Raw genomic sequence first — 19,489 nt, 5'->3', positions numbered from 1 at the left:
GAAGCTCAGGGGGCTGGGGTTGCGGAGTCGCGAGCAGCGGGGGCGCCCACGAGGCGCGCGGCCAGCTCGGTCGCGCCGGCGACGGGCGGCCGATCGAGGAGGCGCACGGTGAGGCGGCTGTGGGCTGCCGTGACCAGGGCCGCCGTGCGCTCGAACAGCACGGGCTGCGCCGAGATGACCGAGCCCGCCGCCACCACCTCGGTGCCGACCGCGCCGTGCGCGAGCAGCTGCAGCACGAGGCGGGCCAGGTGCTGGGCGGCGCCCTCGATCACGATCTGCGCCTCGAGCGAGCCCGCCTGCGCCGCGTCGAACACGACGGGTGCGTGCGGGCCCCAGTTCTCCGTGGTCGGGTCGTCGTTGACCGCCCGGGCGAGGCGCTCGGCATCCGTCACGCCGAAGCTCGTGAGCAGGGCGGCGAGCAGGCCGTCGTCGGGGAAGCCGTCGTCGTGCCGCAGGAGCGCACGCTTCGCCGCCTCGCGCACGATGCCGGCGGCGCCCGCGTCGTCGCCGATCACCGAACCCCAGCCGCCCGCGGCGAGGAAGTCACCTTCGGCGTTCCACCCCACCCCGATCGCGCCGGTGCCCGCGATGAGGCCGATGACGTGCTCGAGGCCCGCCGCGGGCGCGATCAGCGCCGCGTCGTTCACGGCCACCGCCGGGCTGCCGAGTCGCGCGGTGAGCGCCGCCCCGTACTCGAGCATGATCGCGGTGTTGTCGAGCCCCTGCGCCCCGACCCCGAGCGCGGCGACGGATGCGTCGAGCCCGCGCTCCACCGCGGTCGCCGGGAGGGAGCGCAGCACCGAGTCGAGGGTACGGGCGATCCACTCGACGCCGTTGGCGAAGGGCTCGGCGTCCCAGTCGGGGGAGGGCACGACGACCTCGGCCACGAGCTCGCGGTCGAGGTTCTCGACGCGCACCGCCGCTTTGGTGCCGCCGATGTCCATGCCGACGAGGAGGCTCATCCGCGCCCGTCCGCCGAGGCCGCGACGGATGCCGCCGGGGTGACGCCGGCAGCCGCGGCCGGTGCCGCGGCACCCGCATCCGTCTCCACCTTCGTGTCGGCGTTGTGGAACACGAACTCCTCCACGTCGATGCCCCGTACCACCGCCATGTCGTTGGCGAAGGCCTGCATCACCGCCGCCTCGAGCACCGCGCGCTGGGCGGCGTGCCGCCGGGGGAGGGAGATGGTGGTGAGCGAGGAGGTCTCGGGAACGTCCTGGGACGTCACCAGCACCACCTGGTGCCCCGCCGAGCTGAGTGTCTGGGCCAGCAGGATCTCGCGCTCGTCGCCGAGGATGACGTGCATGCCGTCGCCGGCCGACTCCATCGATCCGTGCAGGTACTGGCGCGTGCTCATCGCTGTGGAGTGTACCCGGGCCACCTCGCGGAACAACAGCGCCCCGGCCTCCGCCGAGCCGACCGCCGGACCCGAACCCACGAAGTCGGCCGAGGGGGCGCCGGCGAGCCGTTCGGCGATGCCGAGCGAGCGCGTGGCGAGCTGCGCCTCCACCGCGCGGAAGTCGTCGGCGAGCAGCTCCCAGTCGGGGTCGAGCGATCCGCCGTCCCAGAGGTCGGCGATCATGCCGAGCGCCACGATCGTCGCGGTGTACCCGATGGTCGAGGCGTAGCTGTCCGGGATGTTGCCGAGCACGAGCGACCGCGAGGCCACCTCCGAGATCGGCGACGGCGCGTTGTTCACCACTGCGAGTCGCTGCGCGGGCGGCACCGATTCGAGCACAGCCAGCGTCTCCGAGCTCTTGCCGCTCTGCGAGATGCCGATGATCGGATGCTCGCTGACGGGAAACGGCAGGGGCAGGTCACCCGCGCCGAGCCGCCAGGAGTGGATGCCGCGCCGCCGCAGCACCCACACGGGCGCCGCCGCCGCGGCCAGGCTCGCCCCGATGCCCACGAAGATGGGCCCGGGGCCGCTCAGCGCGCCGGCGGCCTGCAGCGCGAGTGCGCTCTCGGCGATGCGGGCGATCGCGGGTTCGAGGTGGCCGGCTTGGTTGCGGCGCGCCTCGGCGAGAGGAACGTAACCCTTCACGCGTGGTCTCCATCCTGGTGGTGCTCGTGGTTCTGGTGCTCCTGGTGCGAGTGCTGCTCGTGTGAGCCGTGCCCCGGCGCGCAGTGGTCGCTGACGCTCTCCGGGATATCGAGCGTCGGGTTGCGCCCGAAGAAGTCGTGCGGCTTGAAGGTGAACCCGGCCGAGTCGACCGGCATGATCGGCCAGTCTTCGATGCGCGGGAAGTGGGTGAGACCGAAGGTGTGCCAGAGCACGATGTCGGTGTCGTCGATCGAGCGGTCGCCCGCGATCCACGCCGGGAGGCCCGCCCCACCCGGGTGCATGTTCACGAAGTCGCCCGCCGGGTACTGCTCGGCCGGGTCGTACGCCGTGACCCAGAGGTGCTTCGTGGAGTAGGTGGCGCGCGCGTGGATGTCGGATGCCGCATCCGCCAGCAGCACGGGCTTGCCCTCCGGCTGCAGCACCCAGCCGACCGGCCGGCCGAGGCGGTTCAGCCGCGATGGGTTGACGACCTGCCAGACCCGACCGCGCGTGTTGTCGGCCAGCCGGCCGCCCTCGCTCTCGGTGCGGAGGCGGCTGACGCTCTGCGTGAATCCGGTGCCCGTCGGGTTGGCCGGCCCGCGCGGAACGAGGGCGGCCTCCAGCTCGTCGACCGCGTTGCCGACTCCGTCGATCATGGTGTCGAGCCGCGCGCTGAACAGGTGCTGGTGGTACGGCGCGCCGAGCCCGGGCGCCAGCTCGGAGGCGAAGGCGTATCCGGCACCCGGGTAGGCCGAGGTGAACACGACTCCGGTGGCCTTGACCTCCAACTCGATCGTGCCGTCGAGCCCGAAGTACCAGTAGAAGCCGTAGTCGTAGTTGCCGACGGTCACGAAGAACGAGACGACGAGGCGGCGGTTGCGCCGCGAATCCGACGACCCGTTCCAGTTGTCGAAGTGCTTCCACAGGATGCCCGTGTCCTCCTCGTGGATGCAGATCGCCTGCGGAACCACCCGGGCGTGCCCGTCGTCGCCCGCCAGCACGGCGTCGAGGTAGGTGATGTCGCCCACGCAGTCGCAGCCGAGCTCGAGCGAATTCGCGAAGCCGCCGAGGAGGTACTCGCCGCAGTCGAAGAAGTTCTGGAACCAGCGCTGGGGCGACGGGTCGCCGTACGGCACCATCATCTCGGCGATGGACGCTCGGTAGAGCACGGGCCGCTGCTCGCCGGTGTCGTGGTCGCGGATGCCGATGTCGTGCAGCACGAGCCCCTCGCGCTGGTCGAACCCGACCTGCAGCCGCCAGCCGAGCCAGTCGATCACGCCGTCGTCGTCGATCGTGAAGCTCGGCCCCTCGGGCTGGGTGATCTCGATCGGCTTGAGGCCCTCGCGCGGCGGCAGCCCCACCCATGACGGCAGGTGGAAGTTGCCGTCCTCCTCGGGCACCGGCAGGTCGACGTAGTCGATCACGTCGAGCACCTCGCGGGTGACGACGTCGACGATCACGGTGACCCCGTCGACCGGATGCGCCCAGCCGAGATCGTCCGGCGTCTTCTGCACGAAGGTGAAACAGCGCTGCAGGCGGCGGCCGGCCTCGTCGACGCCGAGCACGCCGGCCGAGAGCGGGTTGACGCGCAGCTGCGAGAGGTCGGTGAGACCGCGCTTGGCCATGGCGGCGAGCCAGCGCTCGTCCTGGTGCACGACCTCCTCGACCAGCGCGAACTCGGGCAGCACCACGGGTGCCTGCCCCTCGGCGTCCGGGTCGAGCTCGTGCACCGACTCGACGCGGTCTTCGGCGGGCACCACCACGACGTCGGTCGAGAGGCTCGTGCCGAAGTCGACGAGCATGACCCGGATGCGTCGCGCCGGCCGTTCGCCCGCCAGCAGTCTCCGCTTGTCGGGCTCGAGCAGGCCGAGGTAGGCGACGTGCCCGTCGGGCCCGAGCAGCCCCTCGCGCACGAGCACGGCGCGGGTCGCCTCGATCTCATCGGCGGTCACGGTGCGCAGCGTCGGCGCGAGCTGCGCGGTGAGGTCGTCGGTCACTGGGGGATCCCTTCTGGAGTGGTGAGGGCGGGAATGCCGACGGGCTCCCACTGGCGGGTGCGCATCGAGCGGTAGCAGGCGTCGATGATGGTGTTCACGATGACGCCGTCCTCGAAGGTCTCCGACGGGGCGACGCCCTGCTCGAAGCACTCCACGAAGTGCCGGAACTGCTGCGAGAAGCCGTACGCCCGCGTCTCCTCCGGCACCGGGTAGACCCAGCCGGTGTCGGCATCCGACTTCTCGACGAGGTAGCCGACCGGGGAGGTGATGAAGCCGTAGACGGGGGTCTGCGAGGTGTCGGTGACGATGCGGCCGCCCGAGCCGATGAACTCGTGGCGCAGCGACATGCCGCCCTTCTCGATCCACGACGACTCGATCGTGGCGAGCTGCCCGCCCGCGAACTTGAGCCAGGCCACCGCGGTGTCTTCGCCGGTGGTCTTGTCACCGTGCACGAGGGTGGCGCCCCAGGCCATCACCTCGACGACCGGGTTGTCCTTGCCGAAGAAGTGCCGGGCCGACTCGACGGTGTGGCAGCCCATGTCGAGCAGGGCGCCGCCGCCGGCGGTCTCGGCGTTCCAGAAGTGCGGAGCGTGCGGGCCGCTGTGGCCCTCGCGGGCACGCATCGTCAGCACCTCGCCGATGCCGCCGGCTGCCACCATCTCGTGCGCCTTCGCGATGTTGGGGGAGAACACCGAACTCTCGGCGTACGCGTGCCAGATGCCGGCGTCGCGCACGATCGACAGGATCTCCGCGGCCTCGGCACCCGTCCGCGCCAGCGGCTTGGTGCAGATGACACCCTTCCCGTGGCGGGCCGCCGCCCGCACCGCCTCGACGTGCAGTTCGTTCGGCAGCGCGATGATGACGAGCTCGACGGACGGGTCGGCGCACAGCGCCTCGATCGAGTCGTACGTGCGCGGGATCGACCAGCGCTGGGCGAGTCGAGACGCCGACGCGGGCGTGCGGGAGTAGTTGGCGACGAGGTCGGCGCTGCGCACGTCGGTGAGCGCATCCGCATAGCACTCGGCGATGAAGCCCGAGCCCAGGATTCCAATTCGTGTCATGAGTCAGACAATACCTCTAGAAACAACATCCATACAATTGGGCGAAACATGATCGTTACAAAGATACCTCTTGTAACCTCATGAACAGAATGTATATGCTGGCGAAAACCCGCACTCGCAATCACGAGAAGAACTGGAAGAAGGAGGCGCCGTGCGATCGAAATTCGCGCCCATCGCGATCACCGCAGCCGCAGCAAGCCTTGTCCTCGTCGGTCTGGCCGGATGCTCATCCGGCGGTACCCCGTCGTCCACCGACGGCGGAGGCGACGACGTCACGCTCACCCTCGCCACCTGGCGAACCGAAGACACCGCGATGTGGGAGGACGAGATCATCCCCGCCTTCGAGGCATCGCACCCCGGCATCACCGTCGAGTACGCCCCCGTCGGCACCGACGACTACAACGCGGCCATGCAGTCGCAGATCGAGGGCGGCACCGGCGCCGACCTCATCATGTGCCGCCCGTTCGACGTCAACCGGGCGTGGATCGAAGACGGCTACTTCGAGCCGCTGGCCGGCACGGACGCGGTGAAATCGTTCGACGAGACCGCGCTGGCCGCGTGGACGGATGTCGACGGCAACCCGTTCTGCGTGCCCATCGCATCCGTTCTTGCCGGCTTCTACTACAACACCGCGATCTTCGACGAGCTCGGCCTCAAGGTGCCGACCACCCAGGCGGAGTTCATCGACGTGCTCGGCAAGATCAAGGACAGCGGCAAATACACCCCGCTCGCCCTCGGTTCGGCCGACGGCTGGCAGCTGGCCTACAACGTGCTCTACAGCATGGGGCCGAACTACTGGAAGGGCGAGGACGGCCGGCTCGGCCTGATCGACGGCACGCAGAAGCTCACCGACCCCGACTTCGTGGCCGCATTCCAGGCCTTCGCCGACCTCAAGCCCTACCTTCCGGACGGCTACGAGTCGCTCACCTACGAAGACATGATGCAGCTGTTCACCCTCGGCAAGGCCGCCATCATCCCCGACGGCTCGTGGGACATCTCGGCGGCCACCGCCACCGGTCTCGACGTCGACGTGTTCGGCGCCCCCGTGGCCAAGGCCGGCGACCAGCGCTACCAGCAGGAGATGCCCGACCAGGGCATCGGCATGAACGCCAAGTCGACCCACAAGGAGGCGGCGCAGGAGTTCCTCGACTGGCTGGCGACGCCCGAGTTCCAGAGCCTGTACGTCAACAAGCTCCCGGGGTTCTTCTCGATGGGCACCGAGGCCGTGACCTACGACAACGAGCTCGCCCAGAAGTTCGCCGACCTGAAGACCGACGCGAAGCTCACGCCGCGCCTCGCTCTCGACCGCCTGAGCGCCGGCACCCCGCCGCTCGACGACGAGATCTGGGTGGCCCTGCAGAACATGTACAACTCGGGCCTCAGCGCCGAAGACGCCACCGCCGAGCTGCAGGCCGGGCTCGACTCCTGGTACAAACCGGCTCAGTAGCACCGACCGGCGCGCCGGGTGGCTTCGGCCCCCGGCGCGCCCGCTGTCCGGCCGCCGCCCGCTCCGCTATCTATGAAAGAGGAGGTCAGATGAAGAGCACCGCTCGCTCGTACCGCAATCTGATCCTGTTCAGCGCCCCCGCCTTCGTGGTCTACGCCGGGTTCCTCGTGATCCCGCTGATCGCATCCGTCGTTCTCAGCTTCATGGACTCGGATTCGGGCCCCACCTCGGTGTTCGTCGGCTTCGACAACTACGTCTACCTGTTCACGAACCCCTCGACGAGCGAGCGGTTCTGGAACGCCCTCGTCAACAACTTCGAGTTCTTCGCCGTGCACCTCATCGTCGAGCTGCCGATCGGGCTGCTGATGGCGGCCCTGCTCACCTCGTCGACCCTCCGGCGCTCCCGCGGGGTGTACCGCACGCTGCTGTTCATCCCCGCCACGCTCTCCGTCGTCATCGTCGGCTTCGTCTGGCGGCTCATCATCAACCCGCTCTGGGGCATCGTGCAGTTCCCGCTGCTCGGCGACGAGCACACGGCGCTGCCCACCATCGCGCTGATGTCGGTGTGGGAGTACGTCGGCATCCCGATGATCTTCCTCTACACGGCGCTCATCGCCATCCCGGACGACGTCCTCGAAGCCGCCAAGCTCGACGGCGCGAACGCCTGGACCACCTTCTGGCGGGTCAAGTTCCCGCTCATCGCCCCGCAGTTCGGGCTGATCGCCATCCTCACCTACATCTGGACCTTCAATGGCTTCGACATCGTCTACGCCCTGAACGGCTCGGCGCCCGGGCCCGACTACTCCACCGACATCCTCGGCACCCTGTTCTACCGCACCTTCTTCGGGTCGAGCGGGCAGGTGGCCAACCCCGACCTCGGGGCGACCGTGGCCTCGGTGGTGTTCTTCCTCATCCTCATCATCACGGCCATCTACTTCGCCGTCGTGCAGCGACGACTGAAGAGCTACGAACTCTAGGACCCTCATGACCTCCTTGAACAAGCCCAGCCGAGCGGATGCCGGCGGCCGCCTGGTGGTGCACGTCGCGCTCATCCTGTTCGTCATCGTCGCCATCGGGCCCATCATCATCGTGGTGATGAACTCGCTGAAGACCACGCCCGGCATCTTCAACGGGCCGTTCGTGCCGCCGACCGCCGAGACCTTCAACCTCGACGGCTGGGCGAACGTCTTCAAGCGCGGCAACTTCGCGCTGAACTACGGCAACAGCATCATCGTGACGCTGGTGTCGACGCTGCTCACCCTGGTGCTCTCGACCCTCGCGGCGTTCGCGATCACCGAGTACAAGGTGCGGCTGGCGCCGCTGCTCGCCGGGTTCTTCATCATCGGCATCATGCTGCCCATCCGGCTCGGCACGGTGCCGATCCTGCAGACCATGGTGGCCTGGCACCTCGTCGACACCCTCGTGGCGCTCATCCTCGTGTACACCGCGATGAGCCTGCCCCTCGCCATCGCGCTGATGGCGACGTTCTTCCGGCGGGTGCCGACGGAGTTGAAGGAGGCCGCGAAGATCGACGGCGCGGGGGAGCTGCGCACGCTCTCGATCGTGCTGCCGCTCGTGCGACCGGGACTCGCGGCCGTCGCATCCGTCACCATGCTGCCGATCTGGAACGACCTGTGGTTCCCGCTCATCCTCGCGCCGAGCAAGGAGAACCAGACCGTCACGCTCGGGGTGCAGCAGTTCGTGGGGCAGTTCCAGAGCGACTACCCGGCGCTGCTCGCGGCACTCACCCTCGGGGCGTTGCCGCTCGTCATCCTTTTCACGGTGTTCTCGCGCAACTTCATCCAGGGCCTCTCGCAGGGCTACGGCAAGTAGCCCGCCCTCGCCCTCACCCCTCCTCGCGACCCGTCACTTTTGGCCCTTCCCGACGCGTTTTAGGGCCAAAAGTGACGGGTCGCGAGGAGGTCAGCGGCGGGCGTGGCCCGGGTGGCCGGGCTTCGAGCGGGTGAAGACCGTGCGCAGGCGGTAGCGGTCGCCGGAGTACTCGATGGTGGAGATGAGCACGGGGCGGTCACGCGCATCCACCGAGGTCTGCTTCATCACCAGGATTGGCCGGCCCACCTCGATGTCGAGGTGCTTCGCGATCGTGGCGTCGGCATCGCGGGCCTCGATGGTGGCCTCGGCGCGGGCGATGTCGATGCCGCTGTCGCCGAGGGTGGCGTAGAGCGACCCGGTGGCGAAGTCGACGTCGGCCGCCTGCGGGATGAGGCTGGCCGGAACCCGCGTGTTGTCGATGGCGATCGGCACGCCGTCGAGGCGGCGCACGCGACCGAGGCGCAGCAACGGGGTGCCGGGGGCGACGCTGAGCTCCTCGGCCTCGTCGAGAGTGGCGGGGGAGACACGCTGCTCGATCACGAGGGAGTCTGACACGAGGCCCATGCGCTCCGCCGTCTCACTGAACGACTCGAGCGAGTTCGGCCAGTCACCCGCAGCCTGTTCGCCGGGCTCGGCCATCGACACGTACCAGCCTCGGCCGTGCGACGAACTCAGCACGCCCTCGTCGACCAGCGACACCAGCGCCTTGCGCAGGGTGACCCGGCTGACGTTGAGGGTGAGGCAGAGCTCGCGCTCGGGTGGGAGGCGCATCCCCTCGCTGTAGGCGCCGCTCGCGATCTGCTCGCGCACGTAGTCGGCCGTCTGGGCCCAGAGCGGCTCGGCACGCGAGCTGTCGATGGTGAGGTCGCCGGTGGTCATGACCCTAAGCTATACCACCACCAATACCACACCCTACAAAGACGTGCCGGTGAGGTGCGGCGGGGCGGAGGTGCCGGTGAGCGGAGGGGGCGCGGGGAGGTGCCGGTGAGGTGCGGCGGGCGTGGGGGGAGGTGCCGGTGAAGTGGGTGGGGTGCCGCCGGCTAGGACTCGCAGGCGTAGAGCTGGTCGATGTAGTGCGACATCGACCAGGTGCCGCCCAGGATCACCACCGACTTCGCGTGCAGCGAGGCGATGTCGCTGATCACCGCCTGCGGAACGCACCAGCCGTCCACCAGGTAGAGGGGGGAGTGCGTACTGCCCGCCCGAGCGCTCGCCGAAAGTCCGTCGGGAAAGTTCAGACCGGTGGTGAGATACACGGTGTCGGCCGAAGCGAACGACGCCCGATTGAGAGCGACAGCGGCGGTGTACCGATCGGGGCCCGCCAGCCGGGTGACGCGGATGCCCGTGCCGAACGACCCGGCGACTCCGTCCGACACCGAGGCGGTACCGCCGACGACGGTGACCTTCGTCGTGCCGAGCTTGGCGAGTTCGGCGCGTGTCGCGGCATCCGCACCCGCAGCCGACCCGTTCACGAGCAGCACCGGAGCGCCGGCCGAACCCGCGGCGGCTCCGGCCGAGAGCGCGTCGGGGTAGGAGTTGCCGGTGACCACGAAGGTGGTGGGCGCACCGGCCGCGAAGGCGTCGTCGATGACGGCGCGCGACACGGCGAACCGGTCAGCGCCGCCGAGCCGCGTCGTCGGAGCGATGGTGCCGAGTGCCTTCGCCACCGTGGCGGAGACGGACGCGGTTCCGCCCACCACCACGATCCTCGCTGGGTGCAGGCGGGAGACCTCGGTTCGCACTGCGTCGGGAAGGCCGTCCGACGGGGTCAGCAGCAGCGCGCCTTGCTGAACGGCGGCCGCTGGTCCCGCTGAGAGCGCATCGGCGAAGGCGCCCCCGGATGCGACGTAGACGACGGGCACGTTCGCCGCGGGTCCCGGGAACTGCGCCTGCGAGTTCGCGACGGCCACGGCGTAGCGGTCGTCACCTTGCACGCGGCTGGTCGTGACCCCGGCGATGGTGACCGGCTCGGTCTCCACGATCGTGCTGTTGCTCAGCACGCCGGTCGCCTGGGCGTGCTCTTCGACCACGAGGTTGTGCCCGACGTCTGCCGGTGAGATGACGTGCGCGAATCCCGAGGAGACGGTCGGGAGGTTTCTGTCCATGGTCCAGGTGACCGTGTCGGTGGTCGCCTTCGGCTGCCAACTCGCGGGCTGGTAGGTGAGCGTCGACCCAAGCACCGTGTCGCCGGCGATCACGCCTTCGGCGGTCTTGCGCAGCTGCGGTACGCCCGCGTTGATGCAGCCCAGATCGGCGGCGTTGTTGCCCGAAGCGATCCGGGAGGGATCGGCTCGCGCGCACACCGTGTAGATGCCGGAGCGGGAGACCGGGATGCTGTCGTCGAAGCCCTTGATGCCGGCCAGTCCGGGGTGTGCGGCTTGAACATCCGGTCGGTCGAGTGTGGCGCTGTAGCCGCCCTGCTCGCTGCTCGCTGAGTCGACGGTGACCGTGTAGGTCAGCTGGTTCGACGCCGAACTCCAGCTGTCGGAGACCCAGCCGCGCACGCGGAGGGCGGGCGCGGGGCCGGAGTCATCGACCTGCACCGACTCGATCTGGCCGCCGACCACCTCGGGTGGCACGGTCACCGAGTTGCAGCCGACGATCTCGAACTCGAGCTCGGCGCAGAACCCGTACCGGCCGGGCGTGAGGGGGAAACCGAGTTTGATGCGGTAGCCGTGGTTCGGGCCGGCCTGCGGGTACGCGGCGGCGACATCGGGTCGCGGCAACCCCGTCTCGCGACCGAGATCGCCTGCCCACCAGCCCGCCTGGCCGTCGGGCGTGAGCACCTGCCACTCCTGGGGCGGAGCGTCGGCGGTGGGGTTCTGATTGAGCAACGTCCAGCCGGTGGCGATGATGCCGCCGTCGGACTGGAACTCGAGTGAGTCGAGCGCCCCCTCGGTGAAACCCCAGTCCCACTCGGGGTGGATCGGCAGGGTGTCGGCCTGCGCCGGCGCCGCGGCGACGAGCGAGAGCGCCGCGGTGAGGACCACCGCGATGGCGGCGGTGACGGTTCGACGCACGTTTCCCCCTTGGTCCCCCCGGACCGGTTGTTGATGCTTGCTAATGACTGACAGTACCGGATGCGGGAAGGGGATTCGGCCCGGGGTTCGGTGCCGTCGGGTGCACGATCATCTCAGGGGCGCGGGAGACGAGGAGCCAGGTGGGCAGGATGGCGACGCAGAGCACCGGGAGTACGACGACGCTGCCCGTGACGGCGGCCGCGATGAACAGGGCGATCCAGCCGTCGCGCGCGATCGCCAGCACCATGCCCAGCACCCCCGCGGCGATGGCGAGCGAGACCGGGATGCCCGGCAGCAGCGCGTTCGCCAGCACGCCGATCGCCGTGCCGATGAAGACGGCCGGGAAGATGCGGCCGCCGCGGAAGCCGGCGGCGGCCGCGACGGTGAGCGCCACGATCTTCACCAGCACGATCACCACGAGGGCGGTGGCCGTGTAGTCAGCGCGATTCGTCACGAGCTCCCCGGTCTGGGCGAGTCCCTTGAAGAGGGTGATGGGCCCGCCGATCACCCCGAGGATGCCGAGCACGACGCCGCCCGCGGTGACGTAGAGGACGGGGTTGCCGAGCAGCCGGAACGCGCCGTGCAGGCGCGGGAAGACGGCGGCGGCCGCGATGCCGAGGGCGGCGGCGACCACCGCGATGACGGCGGCGCTCAGCACGTCGACGGGTTGCACGGAGTCGTAGGCGGGCATCGGGATGGCGAAGCTCGGATGCGCGAGCAGCGTCATCGTGATCGACCCGGCGGCCGCGGCGACGAGGGGCAGGAACAGCTTGTCCCACAGTGCTCCGCCGCCCGCGATGCCGCCCACCACGCCCGTGAACACGAGCGCGGCCGCGACCGGTGTGCCGAACAGGGCGCCGATGGTCGCAGCAGCCGTGATCATGATGACCAGCGCCGGCGGCACCGCCTTCCACACCCGCGCCACGAGCGCCACGAGGAGCCCGGTGTTGATGGCGATGATCGGATTCTCGGGGCCGAGGCTCACCCCGCCGGCCATGCCGATGATGGCGACCAGGGCCAAGGACGGCAGCGCGCGCACCGGGAGCGGGGGAGCGATCAGCTCGGTGGTGGCCGAGTCGCGGCCGCCGTGGCCGGGCACGAGCCAGAGGCAGAGACCGACCGCGAGGCCGGTGAGGCTGAGCAGGGTGAAGATCCACCACCCGCTGTCGGGGTCGATGCCGACCGCGTGCGGGAACGCGTCCCAGATCACCGACTCGAGCAGGTCGGCGATCTCTTCGATGGCGAACAGCAACAGGGCGCTCACCACGCCGATGACGACGGCCGGGATGCTCAGCTGGAGGAGGCGCTTGATGGTCGGCGCCGCGGCGGGGAGGGTCGGCACGCCGCTCGGGGCCGGGTTGGTCATGTGCTCACGATAGCGGTCGCGGCAGCCGCGTGCGGGGTCGGTGCGCAGGTCGCTCGCGCGGGTCAGAAGTCGTCGACGTGCAGGTGGTTGCAGGTGTCAGGGAAGTCGATGAAGTTCTGGAACGACGGCTCGTTGCCGGCCGAATACCGGCACTGCGACTGCCCCACGCGGGAGCCGTTGGGCATCATCGGGTCGAGCACCGCGATGAGGTCCAGCGACGCCTGGTTGGCGCCGGTGGTCGGCACCCCGCCCACCGAGGTGAAGTCGACCGCATGACCGCCGCCCTGCATGTAATGCGCGGATGCGGTGCCGGCACCCTCGATCTGACCGGTGCAGCGGCGGCTGATGTCGCTGACCCCGGCACTCCCGAACGCCCGCACCGCGGCCACCATCGCCTGGAGGATGGTGACGTCGATGCTGCAGTTCGCGACATCCTGGCCCTGCGCGATCCAGGCGATCTCGAAGATGTGGTCGGGCGTCGAGCCCCAGAACTGACCGTTGGCGACGTAGCCCATCAATTCCTCGGCGAGGGCCTGCGCGTCGCCGGAGACCGGGCCGACGACCTCGCCGCCGCCGTGCGCAGCAGCGGCCGCAGCGGCTGCGGCGGCCGCTGCCGCGGCTGCGCGGGCGGCGACGCCGGCCTGGTACTGCTGCTCGGTGGTGGCGAGGTTCTGCTGCAGGGACGCGAGTTGCGCATCCATCTCGTCCTTGTGGGCGTAGTTCTCCTGCAGGATGGCCACGGCCTGGCGCTGGGCCTCGGCCGCGGCCTCGAGTGCGGCTTGAGCGGCGTCGGCGAGCACGGTGAGCTGCTGCTTCGCGACATCCGCCTGCTCGCTGAGGGAGGTGGCGGTGTTCGCGTCGAGCTCGGCCGCGGCGTAGATGCCGTTGACCGACTGGGTGAGCTGGCTGGCGGCGCTCAGCTGCGCGAGGAGGTCGTCGACGTGCGCCGAGTCGCTGGTGAGGAGCATCGAGGTGAGGTCGGGGCCGCCCGAGCGCACGAACTGGGCGGCGAGCGCTGCAGCGCGCTGCTTCGACTCGGCGGCTTTCGCGGTGGCGGCGGCGGCGCTCGCGGCGAGCGTGTCGGCCTTCACCTGGCCGGCGGTGAGCGCGGCGCTGGCCTCGTCGTAGGCGGCGGAGGTCTCGGCGACCTTCTGCTGGGCGGCAGCGGCCCTGGCCTCGTTGTCGGCGATGACGGCCTTGATCTTCGCGATCTCGTCCTGCTTGGCGCTCTCGCTGTTGCGAGCGGCGACCACCTCGTCCCAGGTCGGGTAGTCGTCGGCGTAGGCGGCCGGGGCACCGGCGATCGACGCGGTGGTCGCGAGCGCCAGGACCAGCAGGGCGGTGCCGGCGGCGCGCAGCCCGGCGCGGCTGCGGCGGGGGCGGCGCTGCGCGGTGCGTGGAGTCGTGTGCATGGTTCCTCTTACCTCGGGTCGCGTCGGGGATCGGCGGCGCCCGTGGATATTCAACCCCGCGCGCCCGCCCGCGGCGGACGGTGACGCCGGTGATTCGCGAATCGTTGCGGGTGCGAACGAGTTGGGGCGGCGCGATAGGGTCGGCGTATGAGCGGGGGATTCGATGACCGGGGCGGGAGTCCTGGCCGGTTCGGCGCATCGGCCACTCGCGAGATCGACCCGCGTGCGGCCGGGCGGCTCAGCATCGTCTACAACCCGGTGACGGACGGGGATGCCGACCCGGGCGAGATCGTGTGGACCTGGGTGCCCTACCAAGAGCGCGACGGGCGCGGCAAAGACCGCCCGGTGCTCGTGATCGCCACCGAGCCGGGCGGCACGGTGCTGGCCGTGCAGCTGACGTCGAAGCCGCACGACGACCAGTGGGACGTGGCGATCGGCAGCGGCGCCTGGGACTCGGCGGGCCGGCCCAGCTGGGTGCGGCTGGAGCGGGTCTTCCGGGTGCACCAGGCGGGGATGCGGCGCGAGGCGGTCGCGCTCGACGCGACCCGTTTCGGCGCGGTCGCGGCCGCGCTGAGCGCCCGCTTCGGCTGGCGCGTCGCGCCCACGGCGCCGTCGCCCGCCCGATCGGCAGGCCCGGTGCCGGCCGCTTCGGCGGCGGCTCCCGCGCCGCCCACGGCGGGCCGTGCCCGCGCCGCAGGGGACGCCGCCTCATCGCGGCCTCGCTCAGGACTTGTGCGCGCATTCCGCCGACTCTTCGGTTCTCGCTAGCCCCCGAAGATCGTCTCGACGCCCGCGGTGTTCCACAGTAGGGGCGTGTTCGTCATGCCGTAATCGAGCGCTGTGCCCGACTGCGGGTCCATCGCGTACGTGATGTAGTGCTGCTCGTCGAGGGGTGGTTCCACGCCGCTGGGGTGCGTGAATGCGCGCGCAACGAACGAGCCTGTGACCTGGAACAGCAGCACGTGACCGGACGCGCCGGTGACTGCTCCAGGTGTTCCCATCGCCGCCTGCGCTTCATCGCGGTCGGTCGCCATCACATCGACCCGGGTGACGTTCTCGGGCCACGCGGTGATGGTGGCGGCCGCGGCGGATGCGTCCTCGATGCTCAGGTGCGCATCCGCCCCGATCGCCACGTGCATGAGAGTGTGCGCGGAGAGCTGGATCTCCTCCGGAGTTGCCTGCCAGGTTGCGGATGCTGCCGTCGCGGCCGGTGGGCTCGGCGGGATGTCCTTGGCAGAGGGCATGGTCGGCATCGAAGGACCGACCGACAGTGCACCGACCGCGGGCGTCCCGAGCGCGACCGCTCCGGCAGACAGCAGGGCGGCGGCGCCTAGAACGATCACCTTGGTCTTCGTGCTCAACATGGTGACCCCGCGTTCATCGTGTCGTACAAGGAGAACCACTCCTGTACTTGAGGTGTGTCGTGCTTCACCCCGATCGGCGGTGAAGGGACGTGCCATCCGCTCGCCGTGTAGTACTGCATAGTTCGGAAGTATCCGAACGATGCAGTCGCGTTGCTCGTCGACTCCGATCCGACCTGGTAGTTGGACGCGTTCATCGAATTGTTGGTCGAGACACCGGAGTAGTTGTTCGACGGGCCGAAGATGATCGTGTAGGTGTCGGTCGTGGTCTTGCGAATCCACGCGGTGCTGTTGGTGAGTGGAGGGGCGACGGCCAGGACATGGCCGTGAGACGAGCCGTCGATCGGGCGATGGTCGAACCAGAACGCTAGCTGGGTTCCCGTGGGCAGGCCCGTGATGCTCGCGTTGTTGTCGATGAATCCGGCCTCGACCCAGTATCCGTTGGTGGCGACTCGCAGGCCAGAGCCGACTCCGCATGCAGTAGGGGCAGGAATCCTGCCAGAGCGACGGCTGCGACAACCAGTGGAGCTCTCCTCATGAACTCAGCATACGCGCACATGAGGAAAAATCAGCGAAGCGGAATCACGGCTCGAGGGGATTGGCGGCTAGGCGACCGGCCACACCCGAGGCGATCGCCGCAGCTGCGGAGCTGGTGGGCTTGCGGGCGGCCTGGTCCCGGAAACAGGTCAGGAACTCGTCGGTCAGGGTGAGGCGCGGGTAGCGGTCGAGCACCTCGGCCCGGAGGGTCTCGGGCCAGAGCTCGGCGTTGCGGCCGGAGATGTCGAGGCCCGTGCCGATGCAGAGCAGGTGACCCTCCGGGTCGACGGCCGGGTCGACCTCGTCCCACATGTGCCGCACGATGATCTCGGCAGCCCGGGTGCTGCGTTCGCGCGACCATCCGGCGCCGGCGCCGAACACCCAGGCGACGTGGCCGCCGGCGTGCTCGAACGGGAGGCTGTGGTTGTCGAACTCCGGCACGAGTGCGAGATCGTGCAGCATCGCGGCCACGAACAGCAACTCGTCGTCGAACCCGAGCCCCGTGAGCCGGCCCTGCGCCGCGCCCCAGAGGTACGACCGCACGCAATGGTTCACGAGCGCATCCGTGTGGTACTCCTCGGCCACGGCGAGGGCCGCGCGAGCGGCGGGGGACGACGGCAGCGGCAGGTCAGCGAGATGCATGACGTGATCCTCCCGCGCCGGCCCGCGCCGCGTCGCGCTCCGAATCGCCAATTCTCGACGGTTTCCCGCCAGCAGGCGCGGCGCGCCGTGCCGAGTCGACACGCCGCGCCGCACCGCGCCGCGGGGGCTAGCGCTGCGGGTAGGCGCCGCTCGCGCTGTTCGCGCGCAGCACCTCGAGCCGGGCGCGGTACTCGACCTCGTCGATGTCACCCTGCGCGAAGCGCTCCGCGAGTGTGGACTCGGCGCGGCGACCGGGCAGGTTCCACTCGCGGGCAGCCCACGCGTTGCGGCGCCAGCGGCGGCCGACGGTGGCGAAGAGGATGGCGAACAGGGCGATCCAGAACAGTGGGATCAGGACGAACAGAAAGCCGAATCCGCCCACGAAAGGGCCGACATGAGCGGCGGCGGATGCGAGCGCGACGGTTGTGAACACGATGATTCCTTCTCTTCGGGGCTCCCGTGCGGAACCCTCTGCTCACAGCCTCCTCGCCGCCGGCCGCCCGTGAATCTGCCCCCGGGCGACACTTCCGTTACACCGCAGGGAGTACGCCGACGCGAGCGGATGCGCGACCCGGCCGATGCGCGACCCGAGCGGATGCGCCTACGGCCGTCCCGGCGCCACGAGCCCGGTCTCGTACGCGATCACGACGAGCTGCACCCGGTCACGCGCGGCCAGCTTCGACATGATGCGCGACACGTGAGTCTTCGCCGTCAGCGGGCTGAGGTAGAGCCGCGCGCCGATCTCCTCGTTCGTGAGCCCCGCGCCCACGAGACCCAGCACCTCACGTTCGCGGGCGGTCAGGGCGTCGAGGCTCGACGCATCCGGTGTCTCGCTGAGACCCCCGGCCACCCGTTCGAGCAGGCGCCGCGTGACGCCGGGGCTCAGCAGGGCGTCGCCCGCGGCGACGACCCGCACCGCACGGATGAGCTCGACGGGCTCGGTGTCCTTGACGAGGAATCCGCTCGCGCCCGCCCGGATGGCGCGGCCCACGTACTCGTCGAGTTCGAACGTCGTCACGACGACGATGTGCGTGGTGGCGAGGTCGGGGTCGGCGGTGATCTGCTCGGTGGCCCAGAGGCCGTCGCCGTCGGGCATCCGGATGTCCATCAGGATGACGTCGGGCCGTTGCGCGCGCACCAGCGCCACGGCCTCGGTGCCGGAGCCCGCCTCACCCACCACCTCGATGTCGGGTTCGGAGTCGAGCAACGCACGGAAGCCGCCGCGGATGAGCTGCTGGTCGTCAGCGATGGCGACGCGGATCACGGTGCCTCCTCGGGGTGGGCGCGGCCCCCGCCGCGTGCGCCGCCCGCTCCGAGCGCGCCGGGCGACGGCGGCGTGGGATCGGATGAGCGTCGGGGGATGACCGCCGCCACGCCGAAGCCGCCCATCGGTCGCGGCCCCGCGCTGAGGTGGCCGCCGAGCAGCTCGGCGCGCTCGCGCATCCCCAGCAGCCCACGCCCGGGCCGCGGGGCGTTCTCGCCTCGCGGGCGGGCGGCGGTGCCGCCGTCACCGTCGTCGATCACCGAGACCGTCCACGCCTCCGGGGTCGCCGCCAGCACCACTGTCGCCGAGGTCGCCTGCGCGTGCCGGATCACGTTCGTCAGCGACTCCTGCACGATGCGGTAGAGCGCGAGCTGCACGGCCTTGGGAGGCGGCGCGTCATCCCGCACCGCGTCGGCGCCGGGCGTGATGCCGTTCTCGAGCGTGACCTGCAGCCCCTGAGACACCACGGATGCGACGAGGCTGTCGAGCCGCGAGAGGTCGGGTTCGGGAACGAGCGGAGCGGCTGCGACGGCCGCACCCGACGCATCCTGACCCTCGCGCAGCACACCGAGCACCGAACGCACCTCGTCGAGCGCGCTCTTGCTCGTCTCCTTGATGGTGGCGAGGGCGTGCGCCGCCGCGTCGGGCTGGGTGTCGATGAGGTGCAGCCCGACGCCGGCCTGCACGGTGATCTGGCTGAGCGAGTGGGCGAGCACGTCGTGCAGTTCGCGGGCGATGCGCATCCGCTCGGCCTGCACCTCGCTGACGCGTCGTTCGGCGGAGCGGCGGCGGATCTCGTCGATCCGCGCCCGTCGGGAACGGATGCCCTCCCCGACGCCGAGCAGCAGCACGAGTCCCAGCGTCACCGCCACCACGGCGGCGGGCTGCCAGTCGACGCCGAGCAGGATGCCCGTGGTCACCGTCACGAGCCACGCCACGCCGAGCGACCACCACGCCCACACTCGTGCCCCGCGCACGACCGCGCTCACGATCGCGAAGGCGAGCGCGAGGTAGGGCGGGGCGAACTCGCCCGCCACGATGAGCGTGTAGGCGCCGGCCGCGGCCGCGACGACGGCCACGACCGGGCCGGGGAATCGGCGGGCCGCGATCAGGGCGAGTGGGCCGAGGAGGGCCAGCGCGAGGCGTACGGCGAAGCGCCAAGGATCGTCGTCGGCCAGCGCGGACACGTGCCGGAGCCGCCAGGTGAACACCGCGGCCGGCACCTGCACCACGAACGAGACGATGACCGGCAGCCACAGCCGCGCCGGGCCCGAGAGCCGGAACCGTGGCTCCGCGCCCAGGCCGTCCGCGTCACCCCACCGCCGCTCCGCCCATTCCGCGCGTTCGGCGTCACTCCACCGCCGCCCCGCCCATTCCGCGCGCTCGCCGTTCCGCCACCGCTCGTCGCGCCCGGCGCCTTCGTGCCCTTCCGCCCGCGAGTGGGCGTGCTCGCGCGCGTGGTCGTCAGCGGAGGGGCCCGGGTGCGGCATGGCTCGATCGTATCC

17 protein-coding genes are annotated in these 19,489 nt (G+C 70.4%); 4 read left to right on the top strand and 13 right to left on the bottom strand.

What is annotated here, in order from left to right:
* Positions 1–5 precede the first annotated feature (5 nt).
* Genes AC3WLB_RS00355 through AC3WLB_RS00340 form a run of 4 tightly spaced genes read right to left on the bottom strand, consistent with a single transcriptional unit; the run spans position 6 to position 5,102 of the window.
* Positions 6–962: an N-acetylglucosamine kinase gene (locus AC3WLB_RS00355; protein WP_492502389.1), complete on the bottom strand. Its 957-nt coding sequence runs from the start codon at positions 960–962 to the stop codon at positions 6–8.
* Positions 959–2,044 (bottom strand): SIS domain-containing protein, encoded by a 1,086-nt coding sequence (locus AC3WLB_RS00350; RefSeq protein ID WP_492502388.1) that lies wholly within the window; start codon positions 2,042–2,044, stop codon positions 959–961. The genes AC3WLB_RS00355 and AC3WLB_RS00350 overlap by 4 nt, the downstream gene beginning before the upstream one ends.
* A complete protein-coding gene (locus AC3WLB_RS00345; protein ID WP_492502387.1) occupies positions 2,041–4,041 on the bottom strand; it encodes a primary-amine oxidase in 2,001 nt (666 codons plus the stop codon). The genes AC3WLB_RS00350 and AC3WLB_RS00345 overlap by 4 nt, the downstream gene beginning before the upstream one ends.
* On the bottom strand, positions 4,038–5,102 hold the full coding sequence (locus AC3WLB_RS00340) for a Gfo/Idh/MocA family protein (RefSeq protein WP_022895441.1): 1,065 nt from the start codon (positions 5,100–5,102) through the stop codon (positions 4,038–4,040). The genes AC3WLB_RS00345 and AC3WLB_RS00340 overlap by 4 nt, the downstream gene beginning before the upstream one ends.
* A 151-nt stretch (positions 5,103–5,253) precedes the next feature.
* Between AC3WLB_RS00340 and AC3WLB_RS00335 the strand changes: the two genes are divergently transcribed.
* From AC3WLB_RS00335 to AC3WLB_RS00325, 3 genes are all read left to right on the top strand, one after another.
* Positions 5,254–6,549, top strand: a complete 1,296-nt coding sequence (locus AC3WLB_RS00335; RefSeq protein WP_492502386.1) for an ABC transporter substrate-binding protein — start codon at positions 5,254–5,256, stop codon at positions 6,547–6,549.
* Positions 6,550–6,638: 89 nt separating this feature from the next.
* A complete protein-coding gene (locus AC3WLB_RS00330) occupies positions 6,639–7,526 on the top strand; it encodes a carbohydrate ABC transporter permease (protein ID WP_492502385.1) in 888 nt (295 codons plus the stop codon).
* A 7-nt stretch (positions 7,527–7,533) separates the two neighbouring features.
* Positions 7,534–8,382 (top strand): carbohydrate ABC transporter permease, encoded by an 849-nt coding sequence (locus AC3WLB_RS00325; protein ID WP_022895438.1) that lies wholly within the window; start codon positions 7,534–7,536, stop codon positions 8,380–8,382.
* Positions 8,383–8,472: 90 nt separating this feature from the next.
* On the opposite strand, the gene AC3WLB_RS00320 is transcribed toward AC3WLB_RS00325, so the two are convergent.
* The 4 genes from AC3WLB_RS00320 to AC3WLB_RS00305 all read right to left on the bottom strand — a co-directional run bounded on the left by AC3WLB_RS00320 (position 8,473) and on the right by AC3WLB_RS00305 (position 14,180).
* Positions 8,473–9,261 carry a GntR family transcriptional regulator gene (locus tag AC3WLB_RS00320; RefSeq protein WP_492502384.1) on the bottom strand — a complete coding sequence of 263 codons (789 nt, stop codon included), beginning with the start codon at positions 9,259–9,261 and terminating at the stop codon, positions 8,473–8,475.
* A gap of 161 nt (positions 9,262–9,422) precedes the next feature.
* Positions 9,423–11,402 carry a cell wall-binding repeat-containing protein gene (locus AC3WLB_RS00315; protein WP_492502383.1) on the bottom strand — a complete coding sequence of 660 codons (1,980 nt, stop codon included), beginning with the start codon at positions 11,400–11,402 and terminating at the stop codon, positions 9,423–9,425.
* A gap of 40 nt (positions 11,403–11,442) precedes the next feature.
* Entirely contained in the window at positions 11,443–12,768 is a 1,326-nt protein-coding gene (locus AC3WLB_RS00310; RefSeq protein WP_492502382.1) for an ion channel protein, read from the bottom strand.
* 62 nt (positions 12,769–12,830) lie between these two features.
* A complete protein-coding gene (locus AC3WLB_RS00305) occupies positions 12,831–14,180 on the bottom strand; it encodes a coiled-coil domain-containing protein (RefSeq protein WP_492502381.1) in 1,350 nt (449 codons plus the stop codon).
* Between the two features lie 147 nt (positions 14,181–14,327).
* On the opposite strand from AC3WLB_RS00305, the gene AC3WLB_RS00300 reads away from it, so the two are divergent.
* Positions 14,328–14,948: a type II toxin-antitoxin system PemK/MazF family toxin gene (locus AC3WLB_RS00300; protein WP_492502380.1), complete on the top strand. Its 621-nt coding sequence runs from the start codon at positions 14,328–14,330 to the stop codon at positions 14,946–14,948.
* Here the strand turns inward: AC3WLB_RS00300 and AC3WLB_RS00295 are convergent.
* The 5 genes from AC3WLB_RS00295 to AC3WLB_RS00275 all read right to left on the bottom strand — a co-directional run bounded on the left by AC3WLB_RS00295 (position 14,945) and on the right by AC3WLB_RS00275 (position 19,474).
* Positions 14,945–15,544: a hypothetical protein gene (locus AC3WLB_RS00295; protein ID WP_492502379.1), complete on the bottom strand. Its 600-nt coding sequence runs from the start codon at positions 15,542–15,544 to the stop codon at positions 14,945–14,947. The genes AC3WLB_RS00300 and AC3WLB_RS00295 overlap by 4 nt on opposite strands.
* Before the next feature lie 579 nt (positions 15,545–16,123).
* A complete protein-coding gene (locus AC3WLB_RS00290) occupies positions 16,124–16,720 on the bottom strand; it encodes an HD domain-containing protein (RefSeq protein ID WP_492502378.1) in 597 nt (198 codons plus the stop codon).
* Positions 16,721–16,847: 127 nt separating this feature from the next.
* Positions 16,848–17,153, bottom strand: coding sequence for a hypothetical protein (locus tag AC3WLB_RS00285; protein WP_022895429.1), 306 nt, complete (start codon positions 17,151–17,153; stop codon positions 16,848–16,850).
* A gap of 168 nt (positions 17,154–17,321) precedes the next feature.
* Positions 17,322–17,984: a response regulator gene (locus tag AC3WLB_RS00280; protein ID WP_492502377.1), complete on the bottom strand. Its 663-nt coding sequence runs from the start codon at positions 17,982–17,984 to the stop codon at positions 17,322–17,324.
* Positions 17,981–19,474 (bottom strand): sensor histidine kinase, encoded by a 1,494-nt coding sequence (locus tag AC3WLB_RS00275; protein ID WP_492502376.1) that lies wholly within the window; start codon positions 19,472–19,474, stop codon positions 17,981–17,983. The genes AC3WLB_RS00280 and AC3WLB_RS00275 overlap by 4 nt, the downstream gene beginning before the upstream one ends.
* Positions 19,475–19,489 lie beyond the last annotated feature (15 nt).

The organism is Herbiconiux sp. FW305-C-125 (genome assembly GCF_058783455.1).
The sequence above is the reverse complement of the archived record's forward strand: the minus strand, read 5'-3'. Positions and strand labels throughout refer to the sequence as shown.